Genomic DNA, 15954 nt, shown 5'->3' on the forward strand with positions numbered 1-15954 from the left:
CTATGTTGAGTTACAATTGCGCACTAAACTGATCAGGAATGTATACGATTTGAGACTTTGCTACGATGGTTAACTCGCCTTTTTCCTCGGAATAGTGAACGGAATCATCGCCTACATAAAACCATAATTTCTTTGTTGGCTCATTTTCATATTCCTGAAATAAGAATACGTTGAGTTCCTCTTTCCATTTCAAAAGCTCAGCAATATCTTCCTTCTTCTCTATCTGCACGGTAAAAATCCATTGGTCACCAACCTGCTCCCATGTGTAGGGGATCGGATGTTTACCCGTATCTACGAACGCTCGACCGCCCACTGCATGTTTAATTAAAAAGACTTCCTTCATCCGCATAGCCCTCCTTCATCATCCATTATGGCAGATCGATTAGCATGAAATGTGTATCTTCTATCGCACGAATCTCAACCGTTTGTTCAGCTTCCATACGCGCGCTATCCTTAGTTTCCAATACAGCATCATTAGCAGATAACTTCCCGCTGATAAGCATAAGAAAAATACGGCGATTCTCTCCTTGTTTAAACACAAGCTCTTTGCCCGCTTCCAACTTGCTGAGGTAAATACTCATATCTTGGTGTATCTTGGCTGCATGCTCGCCTCCCTCGGGTGTAACTACCGGCAGCAGCGTGTTTATCAATGCTTCAGGTTCATAAGTGACATTCTCAAAGGACGGCTCCAAGCCCCGCTTAGAAGGCATGAACCAAAGTTGAAATAGGCTCATTGGTTCCGTATCCGACGCATTATACTCGGCATGTATAACGCCGCTTCCAGCTGACATTCGCTGCACGCCATTCACACCCGTTACCGCAACATGCCCCAAGCTATCTTCGTGTTTAATGGCTCCGCTGAGAACGATGCTGACAATCTCCATATCGCTATGGGGGTGTGGACCGAAGCCTCGACCGGCAGCAATATCATCGTCATTACAAACACGCATAACCCCGAAACCTACATTATCCTCATCAAAATAATCGCCGAATGAGAAATTCTTATGGCTCTTAAGCCAGCCCAGATCGGTTGTATTACGCGTATGCGCAGGGAAAACTTGAATCACAGCAATCGCCTCCTTTTTTAATACGTATAGCTTATCATATATGGACTATCGACTTCTATGTCGGAACGGTGGCGGAAATACGCAAGCAAGACAAAAAACCTCATCTCGACTTTTATAGTGAGGTAGAGGTTATGTATGAATTCACCATCATTCAAGAACAGAACGGACATTGGCCAGAAATAGTAATTCAATTGCCGATAGGATACTATCATTTATCTTACTTAGCTGCTTGTGGAAGCTGTTTCCCCCATATAGCCGTACCTCGATTATTCATGCCTGTAAAGACAAGCGTTGAACGATTAAGCTCCCAATCCCATGACGGCAGCATCATAACTATTTCCTGAGATGCCAGCTCCTCACCATCGTACCAATAAAGCGTTAGGGTATGCTTTCCATCGAATTCCCAGTAGTCCTTGGAATCAGAATTGTTGATTTTCCCGCCTTTTAAAAGCTTTAACTCGTCCGATTCAACTTGGCCGTCGATCATTTTATCCATCACGATTCGTTCCCAATCGCCTGCTATGCTCGCCTTAGGGATATCTTGAACGGTCTCTCCAGTATATCTTTCCGGTGATACGACCGGCCAGCCGTCTTGGGTCCACAATATTTTTCTAACGTGGAGATACATCCAGTTCATATCCTGCTGCGGACGAGCATGATGGACGATATAAGTATGATCCCCATCCTGCAGCACGGAATTATGTCCAGGCGCAATCCATCCATCGCCTTCTTGGAACTTATAGCCACCCAATATTTTGTTGCCGATCTCAAACTGGGCTTCATACTTATCGTCCATAAGATCTCTTCCATTCACATCCAAATATGGACCTGTCATGGAGTCCGATCTACCTACCCGCACATTGTAATCCTGTGACAACGAATCAAAGGAAACAAATAGGTAATATTTCTTCAGCTCCGAATGATAAACAATATAAGGGCCTTCTACCGCTCCGGATTCCGTTTTATGATCCCTGGTCGCAATCTTTGTACCAAAACCAGGCTCTTTCAACTTGCCTGTTTTCGGATCTAGCGGAGAGGTATAAATCCCCCCGAAGAAAGAACCGAATACAAACCATGGATCTCCCGACGCATCCAATACAATGTTCGGATCAATCGCATTCGGCTTATCGCCGACACCCGTCTTTATTACTTCTCCTTGGTCAGTCCAAGGTCCCTCTAAGGAAGAACTTGTCGCTACGCCAATGAATGATTGGTTCGAACCGAAGGTCGATGCCGAATAATATAAATAGAACGTATCGCCGAATTTCTTAACATCAGGTGCCCATAAACCTTGAGCCCCTGTCCATTCCGCCGCTTGCTTGGGTACTCCATCAAAAGCGTATCCGACCCAGTCCCATTGAATGAGATCCTTTGATTTCCTAACCATAATACCAGGCTTAGCCTTACCGCCGACTTTAGCATCCGTTGAAAAAACATAATAGGTATCGCCTTCTTTTATAATTGCGGGATCATGTGTATTGTTCGTATTCCATGCCGATTCGTTATGAAGGTTATCCGTATCAAACATTGGATAGCTTGGAGGCGCATCTGGATACTTTAACTTCGACTGCAAACTTCCTCCTCCAATGGAACAACCTGCGAGAAGGAGAACAGCAACTGTCATGATGCTTACAAAGGCATTTCGTCTCCTTAGGCTTCCAGTTGATTTGATCATCCTTTAACACCTGAAATTGCAACCGATTCAATGATTTGCTTTTGAAATATGAGAAAAACGATTAACATCGGTAATAACGCGATAACAGATGCTGCCATAATTAACGGGTAGTCCGTTTGAATGGCATAAGTTGCATTGAAGTTAGCAATTACTAGCTGCAGCGTTTGTTTCTCAGGTGAATTCAAGTAAATGATTGGTGCTAAATAATCGTTCCAAATGGCCATAAACCATAAAATAAGCTGTGCAGCTACTGCAGGTTTAATAAGAGGAAATATGATCCTGTAGAAAATTCCAAAGTAGGAGGTTCCATCAATCTTCGCAGCTTCAATTATTGCATTCGGCACGCTTGTTAAATACTGGCGAAGGAAAAAGATCATCACAATATTTCCGAAAAAGCCTGGGACAATTAACGGCAGCAATGTATCTACCCAGCCCAACTCTGAGAATAAAATGAACTGCGGTATCATAACAACTGGATAAGGAATCATTAAGGCTGAAAGCAGCAGTAAAAAAATCTTGTCCTTACCTGGGAACCTAAGCTTTGCAAACGAAAAAGCAGCTAAGCTGGAAGTAAAGGTTCCGATAATTGTTACAGAAACAGCAATGAAGACACTGTTTTTAATACCCGAAAGCAAAGGTCCCTTTTCCCAAATTTCACTGTATTTAATAAATAAAAACGTCTCGGGTATCCACTGAGGAGGCAGTGCGAACACATCCTTCTTTTCTTTGAAGGAAGTCGATACCATCCACAATAAGGGAGCTACCATGACAATAGCGCCGATTGCTAATATGAGAAAAATAACGATGCTCATTATTTTTTGTTGTTTGGTAATTATCATAGGATTACCCGCTCCTTCCCGATTGATGTACTAATCCACATCATAGGATGATTTTTCATTCATTTTAAATTGGATAAGCGTAACGATAAATATAAACAGACCCAGCACAACAGCCATTGCTGATGCATATCCCATTTGGAGGTTGCCGAATGCTTTCTGCCACACATAAAAGACGACTGAAGCAGAACTATACTCAGGACCACCTGTTGAAGTCATAATGTTAATCTCGGTAAAAATTTGCGAACCGCCGATGATGCTTGTCACAACGATAAAGAATGTAACCGGCTTCACCATTGGCCATGTAATATTCCAAAAAGACTGTAAAGCATTTGCCCCATCGATCTCTGCCGCTTCATAATAAGATCTGGATACGCTTTGCAGCGCCGCCAAATACAAGAGCATCGAGTATCCTAAGCCTTTCCAGATTGCCATAATCATAATTGCAGGTTTAACCGTATTTTTATTAGCTAACCAGTTAGGTCCTTCAATTCCGAATAGATCCAAAAACTGGTTAACTAAACCATAATCACCGTTATAAGCCCATTGCCACAAAATGGAGATCGCTGCCAACGAAGAAATGACCGGAATGTAGTATATGACTCGGAAAGTAGTAGTTCCAAAAATTCCTCTATTGAGACCAAGCGCCAACAGTAAAGCCAAAATCAAACCAATTGGAATGCCAAGCATTAGAAATAGAGTGTTGTACATAGCTTTGTAAAATTGCTCATCTTGAAATATGTCTATATAATTATCCAGCCCGATAAAGCTCATCTGGCCCAATCCATCCCAATCTGTGAAGGAACCGTAGAAAGAATATAAAACTGGGTACAATGTAAATAGAATTAGACCAAGAACGGGTGCAAGTATAAATAAAAACCCGTAATATTTCTCTTTCCGATAGAGATTAGATTTGGATTTCATAATTCACCCCTGATTTAGTTAGAAGAAAATGATGTTAGTTCTTTGTTATTACACTTCAGCAACTAACATCATTTTCAACTGTACTAAAAATAGTCTTTCATTAACTTGTTATTTTTTAGATTTTTGTTCTTGTTCAATTGCCTTATCAAGAAGCTTTTGCATTTTCGGCTGTTGACCCTTCACATAATCAGCTGCAGTTACTTTACCATCAATAACTGGCTGAATATCCGTGAAGAAGAGCTGGTGCCATTCTGCATTGTAAGTCAACGTATTTGGAATAGCTCTGCCGTAATCTTTAACTATTTCCAAAAATTCTTTCTTGTTTGCCGGTTTAATGGATGTGTCTGCAGCCCACTTGTCAGCCATATCGATCAAGTTCGGGATTTGTACTTTAGCATCTACCAGGGCTTGCTGTCCTTCACGCGAAGCTGTTAAGTAAGTTACCAAAGCAGTAGCCTCCTGAGGGTGTTTCGTTTTGCTGGAAACACCAATTCCCAAGGAACCTAACCATGTTGCAGATTTACCTGTCGATCCAGCTGGGTAAGGAATCAGATCGTATTCAAACGGCAATTTTTCATAGGTACTTAGATCCCAAGGTCCTACCGGGAAGAAGCCCATTTCGCCCTTCATCCAACGCTGGTAAGTATCTAACGTTTGCGCATCTTCAATTGATGGAGTGATCTTATGCTTATTTTGCATATCAGCAAAATATTGCAAAGCTTCAGCAAATTTAGGTTCATCAATCGTAACTTTTGTTTTTGTTGCATCTAGCCAATCTGCACCATTGCTCCATACAAATGATTGCAAGGACCAGTTAACATTGAAACCAGTACCGAACTGATCCATCTTGCCGTCACCGTTGTTATCTTTGGTCAGTTGTTTGTTGACTTTAATAAATTCATCCCACGTATAAGGCTTATCTTTGTCAGGAAGTGGTACTCCAGCTTTTTCAAACATTGTTTTGTTATAGCCGAGTGCAAATGGGCCAACATCCTTTGGAAGACCGTAAATATTGCCTTTCCCAACAGTGGAACCGTCATAACGATAAAAGTCAACGCCGTATTTCCAGATGTTGTTCAGATCAACATTTTTATCACCTTTAATGTTAGCTGTCAGATCCAGGAGAACGCCTCCATTTACATAAGCTCTCAAATCACCTGGTTCAAAGTAGAATACATCGGGTAAGCTTTTACCTGTAATAGCTGCCTTAATTTTTGTTGCATATTGGTCAGCTGTTGTTGTGATGATTTTAACTTTAACACCCGGGTGCTCCGTTTCGAACTTCTTAATCGTATTTTCGTATGCCTTTTGCTCGTCGGGGCCGCCGCGGAACATAAATGTTAGTTCTTTTGTTTCTGTTTTTGCTGCCTCTGTGCTTTTGCTTTCTTCTTTTTTCGCCGTATCCCCACTACCGCTTCCCGTGTTGTTCCCACCACAACCTGCAAGTACAATTACTAACGACAAGGAAAGCGCTGCTACTGATACTAGACTCTTTTTCATTTAAACCCCTCCTAATTGTAGTAAATAATAAAAAATCTGATGAAATGGAACCGCATACATATATTCAATTAATAATGTAAGTTCAACCTTTAAAGCGATTGCCTTACAAACGTAAGCGTTTATATTAATTATTAATATATATGTTAAACTTATAATAAATCAAAGCGCTTTCACTGTCAACACTATGTTATTTTGCAATTTTTCAAGTTCATTTTTATTTCTGAGTTAGAGCATCTGCAACCGGAATGCCAAAATCAGGTGTCCCGTCACTGTGCCAACCAAATATTTGTGCTCGTGTATGGCGATTTGGATCATATAGAGGGTCACCCTCAATAAATTTGTAATTGCGGGAATGGTACACGATCACATCCTTACCTTTCGGACAAACCGTAAAGCTATTGTGACCAGGTCCATATTGACCAGTAGTCTCATTAGTTTGAAATACGGGGTGAGGTGTCTTACTCCATGAATCCGGGTTTAACAGATCACTCGACTCATCTGCCGTCAATAATCCCATACAATAATTATAGTCTGTAGCACTAGCAGAATAGGTAATGTAAATTTTCCCATTACGTTTCAATACGGCTGGACCTTCATTGACCAAAAAACCAATTTTTTCCCACTCATAGTCCGGCTGTGCAATCATGACCTGTTGACCGCTAATTGTCCATGGATCGCTCATCAGCGCAATATACAGATTGGAGTTTCCTACTATGTTCAAATCCTTCTGCGCCCATACTAAATAGAGATTACCTTCATGTTGAAAGGTAGTTGCATCGAGCGAGAATGACTCCCAATTCGGTTTGATCTGACCCTTCTCTACCCATTGTCCTTCCAGTGGATTCGGTGATTCATTCTCCAGAACAAACATTCGGTGATCAAACAATCCCTCCACGGTATCAGTAGTGCGAGCAGCCGCAAAATAGATGTACCATTTGTTATTCAAATAATGGATTTCCGGTGCCCAAATATTAGCACTCATCGGGCCTTCCGCATATTTGTTCCATACGACTACCGGTTCGGCGAAACCGAGCCCCTGAATCGTAACTGCTCTTCTTACTTCGATTCGATCAAATTCCGGTACAGAAGCGGTAAAGTAATAATATCCATCGGTATGCTTATACACCCAAGGATCTGCGCGCTGTGGGATAATGGGATTCGAATATTCCTGTTCTATTGCCTTCTCGTTACTCAACATGTTCAAAACCCCTATCCTTTTAATGATTTTCACAAATATGAATAACTTCATATTGAGTAAATAGTAATGCCAGCCCCATCCTATTGTCAATATATTTATTAATAATACACATTTATATTAATGTTTAGTTTTATATGAATCATCTTGTTAAACTTTTAATGTTGTTAAAGATTTAAGAAAAATGTATATTACATATAAGGAATCATTCACATAAATATTAATCTTTTATTATACAGGGGGAATTTGTTTGAGAATTGATTTATCGGAAGATAATTTACCTCTATTTGAAGCACTTTCAAGTAACGTTCGCATTCAAATCGTCCACTTGCTCTCCCAGAAGCCCATGAATATCCGTGAATTGGCGGAGGCCCTTGGTCTTAGCAGCGCAATTATGACGATGCATGTCAAAAAATTAGAGAAAGCCGATGTGATCCGATCCGAAATGATGCCCGGCAAAGGCGGCGCAGCCCAGAAGATGTGCTCACTTCACATGGATCATCTTGAGATTGCTTTTCCGCAGCGCAATGTCACCCCTCGTTATTCAAGAAGAACCGATGTATCTGTCGGCCACTATACGGATTTAAACATCATTCCAACTTGCGGTATTTGTACGGTGTCTAAAGTCATCGGTATTTTCGATGATCCCCGTTATTTCCTTGATCCGGAACGATTGAACGCTAAGATTCTTTGGTTCGCGCAGGGATATGTCGAGTATAAGATTCCAAATTTCTTAATGAACAGCGAGGAACCAGAGGAATTGGAAATATCGATGGAGATATCTTCTGAAGCCCCTTTAACAAACAGCGACTGGCCTTCTGATATTACGTTCTTCTTCAATGGACTTAAGCTAGGAATGTGGACTAGCCCAGGTGACTTTGGCGGCAAGGGTAGACTTAATCCTGCATGGTGGTTTGAAGATGTGAATCAATTTGGTCTACTAAAGCGGATCTTTATTAAAAAAGAAGGAACGTTCATGGACGGCTTGAAGCTGTCCGACGTCACGATTGACCAAATCGACATTCGTAATCCTCACTGGTCCTTCCGAGTTGCCATCTTAGAGGATGCCGAGCATATTGGAGGCGTCACCTTATTCGGGTCCGGCTTTGGCAACTACAATCAAGATTTAAGCTTCAAGCTCTATTTTTCTAAATCTGCACAGGATACAAATGGAACAAAAGGGAATTGAAAAGAGGGAGTGCTTTCGCACCCCCTCTTTCTATTCTTGCTCCTCCATCTGCATCCAGTGCTCATAGAGCCCATCCAATAGGTCCTGTACCGCTTCTCTCTCTATCCATAGCTTGCTGAGTTCATCTGCCGCCAGGTTCTCTATTCGTTGGTCTAAATTCTTCAGACGCGCTTCTTCATTAGCAATCTGCTTTTCCAGATTGTCCCTAGTGAACACGGACGAGTATTTAGACTTTCCCCGTGACGCCGCATGTGCAGCAACCGACTTTGGCACCCCAATAACAATGGTTTCACGTATTTGATCTTCGCGCAGCTGCCGGCTCTTCTCTTTATAATCGTCAAAGTTACCCAAGTAAACGGTAATACGCCCTTGATCCAGCTCCCATATTTTCCGGGACAGCCGATTCATAAAATAACGATCATGCGTCACAGCCAGCACGGTTCCTGGAAACTCTTCAAGCGCCTCTTCCAACGCTTCCCTAGAAGCAATATCCATATGATTCGTGGGCTCATCAAGAATGAGTAAATTTGGCTTACGCAGCACAAGCAGTGCTAGTCGCAATCTGGTCCACTCACCTCCCGAGAGAGAACTAACCGACTTGAAAACATCTGCTCCATAAAATAAATAAGCAGCAAGCCGGCCCCTAGCCTCTCCTTCTTCCAGCTTCGCTTCCTCACAGAAGTAAGTCAGCACCGATTTCTTATGATCCTCTGGATACTCTTGTTGAGCCAGATAACCAATATCGACCCGCGCTCCAAGCTCGAGCTCCCCTTGGTCAGGCTGCTCTTCACCCAGAATCATCTTCAAAAGGGTTGTTTTACCCGAACCATTATGCCCGACGAGCATCACTTTCTCGCCATATTCCAGCAATCCACTTGCCCGCTTCAGCAGCACTTTATCTCCGTATTGCTTATTCACATCATCGAAGCGAATCACTCTCCGACCTGAGCGGTCGTCCAGCTTCAACCCGAATTCAGCTGCCTTCGGATCGAGAACAGGCCGTTTGAGCTTCTCCATCCGATCCAGCGCTTTCTGCATAGAAGCTGCCCGGCGGAAAAATTTCTCATTCCCTCCTACTCGGCCCCACTCCGTCAGCTGCTTAATCGTCTCTTTCATCTTTTTGATGACCTTCTGCTGCTCCTGATAATCAGCAAACTGCTGAAGTAATCTGACTTCCTTCTCCTTCACATATCCCGAGTATGAAGTCAGATAGGTCGTGGATTCACCATCTTCCAGTTCAACGATCTTCGTAACTACCCGATCCAGAAAGTAGCGATCATGAGAAACAATGAAACACGCACCATCATAATGGGTGAGATATTCCTCCAACCACTCCACGCCAAACAAATCCAGATGATTCGTCGGCTCATCCAGCAGCAGCAAGTCAGGTTTGCCGATCAGCTGGGAAGCGAGAGCAATCTTCGTCTTTTCCCCTCCAGACAACGAGGTAAATCTCCGTTCGTAAAACTCCCGTGCAATACGAAGGCCGTTCGCTACTTGGTCGATTCTTGCATCCAGCTCGTAGCCGCCTTCCCGTTCAAAACGTTCTTGCAGCTGTGCGTACCGCTTAAGCAGCTGATCTAGTTGCTTCTCATCGCTCATGACGTCCGGGCTCGACATTCGCTGCTCCAGCTCCGTCATGTTAGCGCGGCATTCAAGTACCTCTTGAAAGCTCGCGGCTAGCACATCATACACCGTACCTCTCTCCCATTCCGTTGGGATTTGTGCTAAATAGCCGATCCGCGTATCTTTTCGTACCGTTAATTGTCCTTCATACAGGCTTCTCCATCTTGGATATAAGGCGCAACAATGTCGATTTACCACTGCCATTGCGTCCCACAAGTCCTATTCGTTCTCCCTGATGAATTTCAAAAGTAACATCTTCGAGCACCAGCTGCGCACCATGGTATTTCTTTATATTTTGACCATTAACTATTAACATAATGAAGGATCCTCCTAGTTTATGAAAGACCCTATCCATCGCAACCAACGTACAAAAAAAGGCCGCAGGAAAATTCCTACGACCTTTCGGATTGATCCGTTGAGGGTTAAGGTAGGTGTCTTTTCGTGAGTTGTAATTCCGTATGAGTATAAATGGACAGACTTCTCGCGTCTTTGCCTGCTGCATGAACGATGCCAGCCATCGCGATGGGTAACTGGCTCACACGGTTGTTCACGAACTCTCGATTCATCCTACCTTCACCTCCTTCTCTATCACTAATTCAAAATAATACCATAACCACCGGTCAATTCGCAACCAGAAACGGCCTAATTTCATTCGCCCTATTCTTAATATTCACTGCGCATCTTATCCGTAACTTCAAGATAGAGAACTTGGAGAAATTTCTTAATATTGACCTTGCCCTTCTCCGGCTTACAGTTCTCATCGATTTCTTTCATCTTCATACGCACATCCTGGAATTCAAAATACAGAGGCGCATAATGCTCAAATTTGGGATTGCTGTAATCCGTCAAGCCAATACTGGCGATATGGGTCAACGCGGTCATTATCGTGCGGCGAATCCGCTGTTCGACAGCTTTACCTTCTTTTTCAACATCCGCTTCTTTTACCTTGTGACATCTGGACACAGTTTCATAAAGCTCCTTGAGCGGCGGAATTCCTTCCGCTTTATGATGACGAGTGAGATGTTCCATAATGTCCATCAGGTCGCGACTGCCGGTGTCCCCCACGATCCCCATATCCATGAGAATAGGCTGCATAATTTCGCGGACACCGCGCTTTTTGCGAATACTCTCAGTACCTGTGTGCAGTAAACTCAGCTTGGTTAATGATTCTTTAATCTCCTGCAAGGAGCGGCTAATGTTCCACTGCTCGTTAACCTTGGACAGCACCGCTTCCACTTCAATTTTATTAATTGGCTTTTGAATATAGAATTCGACACCAGCTTGATAAGCTTTGCCAATCATTTCTTTATTTTCAATTTGCGAAATCATCACGTATTTCCCTTGATAACCTTGCTCCTTCAATCGAATGATGGTCTCAATTCCATCCTGGTCCGGCATCAATAAATCAATGACCACGACATCCGGTGTGGTTTCCAGAAGAACTTTTTCTCCTTCGCTCCCGCTGCCAGCCGTACCTACGACTTCGCCTAATCCGCCTTTTTCAATGATCTTTTGAAGCATCAGTCTACTTACCGCATCATCGTCAACAATCCCGAATGACAGCATGATCTCTACGCTCCTTTTTTCAACGTATCGGTCAATATAGTAATCACAAAAGTGGTCTGAAAACCCGGCTCGTCAGAGCGTAAATGAATGTCTCCACCTAATGAATGAACAATATCTCGAACATGAGAGAGTCCAATCCCTGTCGCGGCAAAGCCCTCTTGATTGAATTTGGTCGTAAATCCGGGTGCAAAAATCATATCTCTATCCTGCTCTGAAATGCCAACACCAGTGTCGGCAACGATGATGATGGTCTCAGCACCTTGCTCATAAGCACTTACGAGAATCGATCCTTGATCTTCAATTGCTTCCACAGCATTAGAAACGAGATTATTGATTACGGTTAAAAGGGGTAGGTATTGATTCGAACAATAGTCCGTTTGAATGTCGCTTTTGAATTGAATCTTTTTTCCAATCATCGAACTATAACCCAGGTTGGACTTGATGGCGAACTCCACGACTTCGGCCAGCCTCATTTCGGAAGCGAAATCGCGATCGAACAGCTTTAACAACCCGGCTAGGATGCGTTGCGAATCTTTTTTGACTTCATGAATTTGCTGGGTAATTTCCAAAATGGTGCGAGAGTAGCTTTTTAACCCCGCGCCATTAATTTTTTCATATAAATTGTGGCTCTTGGCTGTTATTTGCTCAATCGTATCCATCGACTTCCGTAAGTAAAATACTTCGCCATATAAACCGCTATTCGTATTTAACATTTGTTCCATACGCTTCTGCTGCTCATTATGCAGGACTCGCATCTGATTAATGGTCACACTGTTGTAGATACCGACCACGAAGTAGCTCCGCACGACAGCGGTAACTGTGATATACACTAACTGCTCTGAAAACATATGCGGTGAATGGAAAATCAAGCTGCGAGCCAACAATTCAATCTCATTGGACATAAGATCAATAACCGATAAGAACAACCCAAGAACAAAAGGGTGGAATTGGTCCCAATTCCGTTTAATGAAGCTCATGGCAATCGCAAAGGCCATATAATAAAATGCGGCTGATAAATGCGTTTGCGCGCTCGCGCTGAAAGACATGGCCCCATGTAATAGGATACCATCTTCCAACGTCCGAAATAGCAGAACAGTGATTCCGGTAACGATACCTGTATAGATATAAGGCAGATGCTTCATCAAAAGCAAACAGAGTAGAAAGGCGCTGCTGCCAAGACCAATCCGAAACATTTCCCCAATGAAAGGTGTGATCTTAAACTCTCCGGCAATTGCCGTCACAATAGCGACGAGAATCATTTGCAGCCCTTCGTTCTTTAAGCGTCCCAGCCTTTCACCCCCTACAAGATATCCCATATCTGCTTACCAATGAGGATTATACAAACGGTAAGAAATAGCGGTCGAACATACGCTGAGCCTTTGCGGATCGCCATGCGTGAGCCCAGCAAAGATCCACAAACCATGGCTATTCCCATCGGAATGCCTATCCCATAATTAATGGACCCCATAACCATGAAAGTAGCCAAACTAGCCACGTTGCTACCGAAATTTAGTACCTTGGCATTACCGGCCGCTTTGACGAAATCGAATCCTAACATCAGAAAAACGAAAATAAGAAAGGAACCGGTCCCCGGTCCGAAGAAACCATCATAAAAGCCCAAACCGAATGCAGCAAATCCCATTAACATCGCTGTTTTCGTTGAGAATTGGCGAAAGGTAGAAAGATCCCCCCAATTTTTGCGAAAAATCGTGTAGATGGTGATCAATATAAGCATAACGACAACCAGCGGCTTTAAGAAATCAGATGGAATTTGCCGCAGCACCATCGTTCCGCATACTGCTCCTAAGAGAGACAAAATGAATAAACCGCGTACTGCTTTCAGATCGACATTCCCAGAACGCATGAATGAAATCGTACTCGTCAGAGAAGACATGGTCCCCGCCAATTTGTTCGTTCCTAGCGCAACAGCCGGAGGTAATCCCGTTGCCAGCAGAACCGGAAGAGCGATCAGTCCCCCTCCACCAACGACAGAATCTACATAAGCCGCTAGAAAACCACCGATGATGATGAATATCATCATTTCCCAACTTATTTGTAACATGATGCAATACTCCTTCTGTGTGTTAAATTCCTCTATACCAATCTTGATTCCATTCTGCGGGCTGCTAATGACAAGGCATAATTCACAGCGAAATACAGAATAGCCACTAAAAATAGAATGGGCATGGTATAACTGTAGTTTTGTCCAATTACTATTTTCGCATGGTGCATCAGTTCAGGCAAGGAAATAACAATCGCAAGAGAAGTATCTTTTAACAAGGAAATAAATTGACTCACTAGTGGCGGCATCATTCGGCGCAGCCCCTGAGGTAGTACAATATGCCAAAGGGTTTGCACATAGCCTAGTCCTGAAGATCGAGCGGCTTCAATCTGTCCTTTATCGATGGAATTCAGGCCGCTTCGCACAATCTCAGCAATCATCGCACCTTCAAATAACGTTAATGCCAAGATCGTTGCATTCATGGGTCCGAGTTTAATCCCGATATCTGGTAAAGCGAATCTCGAGAAAAACATGATTAACAACAATGGTAAATTGCGGATAAGTTCGACCAATACGGCAAGTATAGGTGATAACACTGGAAGCTTCGTATACCGAATAGTACCGACGATACAACCTACAATAAAGCTTAAAACAATAGAAATAGCAGCGACCTTTAACGTTATATAGAAACCTTCAAATACAAACCTTACATTATCAGCTGTGAAAGCCTGCATGATATCCATTCGTTCACCTCCCCCTAAAGTCAGTCCGTACGAGCTAATTTACGTTCTAGGCGTAAGGCCATGTAACTTAGCGGCAGCGTGAGTATCAGATAAAGCATTGCAACGAAGATATAGGTATCGAAAGTAGCATAAGTCTCACTTGCGACTTGATCACCGAAATACATGAGGTCAAAACCTGCGAACACGCCAAGTACGGACGAGTTCTTAACGAGGTTAATAAATTGGTTGCTAAGCGGCGGTATGACAATTTTGATTGCTTGCGGAAGGACGATATGCCACATCGTCTGGAGATAGGTCAGTCCTGAGGATTGTCCCGCTTCAGACTGTCCTTTGGGCACCGACATAATACCAGCACGGATCGCTTCTGCAATAAAAGCTGCCGTGTACACCGTAAGACCTAAGGTCCCGCATACGAATCCGCTAAGGGTAATGCCGATGGACGGCAGCCCATAGAAGAACACGAAAACAACAAGCAAGAGCGGTATGTTTCGAATGAATTCTACATAGGCCGTACCTATCCATTGCAGTGGTTTCACCGATCCGATACGAAAAATAGCAATGACCGTACCCAGCACAAAGCTGCCAATTAACGCAATAACGCTGGCAATGATCGTGTTGAAGAAGCCCTTCATGTAGATATCAAAATAATCGGTAAAAATCGAGAAATCCGGCATGCGCTCCCCCCTCATAGACAGAAGATGGGCAGCAGCTGCCACCCATCTCTTCTTTTATTCTTGTTACTCTTATTTGGTTGGCGCTTTGCCAATCCATTTCTCATAGATTTTCGTGTATTGACCGCTTGACTCCAACTTCTTCAATGCATCATTCACCGCGGCTTGAAGCGTTGTTTCACCTTTTTTAATCGCGATACCATAAGGCTCATCCGTGAACGGTTCGCCAACCACTTCGAAGTTCTTATCTTGCTCCATCATGCCATAGAGGATGGCATTATCTGTAGTCAACGTGTCCCCTTGACCCGCTTTCAGGGCGCTGAAAGCATCTTGGTAATTATCAAATTCAAGTATGGTGGCATCTGGGGATTTCGCTTTAATATTCGCAACGGAAGTAGCGCCTTTCACAGCCAACACTTTCGTTCCTTTTTTAACATCCGCTACACTCTTAATAGGGCTGCCTTTCTTGACGAGCAAAGATTGTCCTGCTTTAAAATAAACATCAGAAAACTCAACTTGTTTCTTCCGCTCTTCGGTAATCGTCATCGTCGCAACAATCATGTCAATCTCTTTGTTATCGAGCATCGGAATGCGTGTCTTGGACGTTACTTCTTTTAACTCAATTTTCTTCTCATCGCCGAGAATTTCTTTCGCTAATGCTTTCGCAATGTCGATGTCGAAGCCTTCAACTTCGCCGCCAGTCGGGTTTTTCAAACCGAATAGCTTGGTATCAAACTTCACACCAACGACAACTTTGCCTCTGCTTTTGATCTCATCCAGAACGGTCGCTCCACCTGCCGGCTTTGCAGTGCTTGGAGCGCTGCTTGCTGCCGGAGAGCTAGCCGGAGCGCTTGATGCGCCCCCTTTTGTGCCGTTAGAGGCACACCCCGCCAATGCAAATATCGTAATTAACATAAACATGAAATTCCACTTTTTTGACATCATGGTTTTGTTCATCTC

At 43.3% G+C, this 15954-nt stretch carries 15 protein-coding genes and 1 pseudogene; 1 reads left to right on the forward strand and 15 read right to left on the reverse strand.

The features are described from left to right. Positions 1 to 10: 10 nt before the first annotated feature. The 7 genes from QFZ78_RS19590 to QFZ78_RS19620 form a co-directional block, all read right to left on the reverse strand. Positions 11 to 343 (reverse strand): hypothetical protein, encoded by a 333-nt coding sequence (locus QFZ78_RS19590; RefSeq protein ID WP_307438416.1) that lies wholly within the window; start codon positions 341 to 343, stop codon positions 11 to 13. Between the two features lie 25 nt (positions 344 to 368). Continuing rightward, the gene (locus QFZ78_RS19595; RefSeq protein WP_307550094.1) at positions 369 to 1067 is read right to left on the reverse strand and encodes a pirin family protein; all 699 of its coding nucleotides are present in this window, start codon (positions 1065 to 1067) and stop codon (positions 369 to 371) included. 217 nt (positions 1068 to 1284) lie between these two features. Then, positions 1285 to 2691 (reverse strand): arabinan endo-1,5-alpha-L-arabinosidase, encoded by a 1407-nt coding sequence (locus QFZ78_RS19600; protein WP_307555797.1) that lies wholly within the window; start codon positions 2689 to 2691, stop codon positions 1285 to 1287. Positions 2692 to 2738: 47 nt separating this feature from the next. Continuing rightward, complete coding sequence (locus QFZ78_RS19605) at positions 2739 to 3581, reverse strand: carbohydrate ABC transporter permease (protein ID WP_307550095.1); 843 nt, start codon at positions 3579 to 3581, stop codon at positions 2739 to 2741. Positions 3582 to 3611: 30 nt separating this feature from the next. Next, positions 3612 to 4502, reverse strand: a complete 891-nt coding sequence (locus QFZ78_RS19610; RefSeq protein ID WP_307550097.1) for a carbohydrate ABC transporter permease — start codon at positions 4500 to 4502, stop codon at positions 3612 to 3614. Between the two features lie 108 nt (positions 4503 to 4610). Next, complete coding sequence (locus QFZ78_RS19615; RefSeq protein WP_307550099.1) at positions 4611 to 6002, reverse strand: ABC transporter substrate-binding protein; 1392 nt, start codon at positions 6000 to 6002, stop codon at positions 4611 to 4613. Positions 6003 to 6216: 214 nt separating this feature from the next. After that, a complete protein-coding gene (locus tag QFZ78_RS19620; RefSeq protein WP_307550100.1) occupies positions 6217 to 7200 on the reverse strand; it encodes a glycoside hydrolase family 43 protein in 984 nt (327 codons plus the stop codon). A 247-nt stretch (positions 7201 to 7447) separates the two neighbouring features. Between QFZ78_RS19620 and QFZ78_RS19625 the strand changes: the two genes are divergently transcribed. Next, positions 7448 to 8386, forward strand: coding sequence for an ArsR/SmtB family transcription factor (locus QFZ78_RS19625; protein WP_307550103.1), 939 nt, complete (start codon positions 7448 to 7450; stop codon positions 8384 to 8386). Positions 8387 to 8695: 309 nt separating this feature from the next. On the opposite strand, the pseudogene abc-f reads toward QFZ78_RS19625, so the two are convergent. From abc-f to QFZ78_RS19665, 8 genes and pseudogenes are all read right to left on the reverse strand, one after another. Next, a pseudogene (gene abc-f / locus QFZ78_RS19630) lies at positions 8696 to 10328 on the reverse strand (ribosomal protection-like ABC-F family protein); the annotation flags it as partial. A gap of 106 nt (positions 10329 to 10434) precedes the next feature. After that, entirely contained in the window at positions 10435 to 10578 is a 144-nt protein-coding gene (locus QFZ78_RS19635; protein ID WP_307550105.1) for a hypothetical protein, read from the reverse strand. 97 nt (positions 10579 to 10675) lie between these two features. Beyond that, the gene (locus QFZ78_RS19640; RefSeq protein WP_307550107.1) at positions 10676 to 11578 is read right to left on the reverse strand and encodes a response regulator; all 903 of its coding nucleotides are present in this window, start codon (positions 11576 to 11578) and stop codon (positions 10676 to 10678) included. A 5-nt stretch (positions 11579 to 11583) separates the two neighbouring features. Next, the gene (locus QFZ78_RS19645) at positions 11584 to 12894 is read right to left on the reverse strand and encodes a sensor histidine kinase (protein WP_307438398.1); all 1311 of its coding nucleotides are present in this window, start codon (positions 12892 to 12894) and stop codon (positions 11584 to 11586) included. After that, positions 12879 to 13640, reverse strand: a complete 762-nt coding sequence (locus QFZ78_RS19650; protein ID WP_307550109.1) for a TSUP family transporter — start codon at positions 13638 to 13640, stop codon at positions 12879 to 12881. Before QFZ78_RS19650 ends, QFZ78_RS19645 begins: the two co-directional genes overlap by 16 nt. A 32-nt stretch (positions 13641 to 13672) precedes the next feature. After that, positions 13673 to 14323 (reverse strand): amino acid ABC transporter permease, encoded by a 651-nt coding sequence (locus QFZ78_RS19655; RefSeq protein ID WP_307550111.1) that lies wholly within the window; start codon positions 14321 to 14323, stop codon positions 13673 to 13675. A 20-nt stretch (positions 14324 to 14343) separates the two neighbouring features. After that, positions 14344 to 14997, reverse strand: a complete 654-nt coding sequence (locus QFZ78_RS19660) for an amino acid ABC transporter permease (RefSeq protein WP_307550113.1) — start codon at positions 14995 to 14997, stop codon at positions 14344 to 14346. Between the two features lie 69 nt (positions 14998 to 15066). Continuing rightward, positions 15067 to 15939, reverse strand: coding sequence for a glutamate ABC transporter substrate-binding protein (locus QFZ78_RS19665; protein WP_373460328.1), 873 nt, complete (start codon positions 15937 to 15939; stop codon positions 15067 to 15069). Positions 15940 to 15954 lie beyond the last annotated feature (15 nt).

Origin of the sequence: Paenibacillus sp. V4I5, assembly GCF_030817255.1 — a bacterium.
GTDB lineage: Bacteria > Bacillota > Bacilli > Paenibacillales > NBRC-103111 > Paenibacillus_E.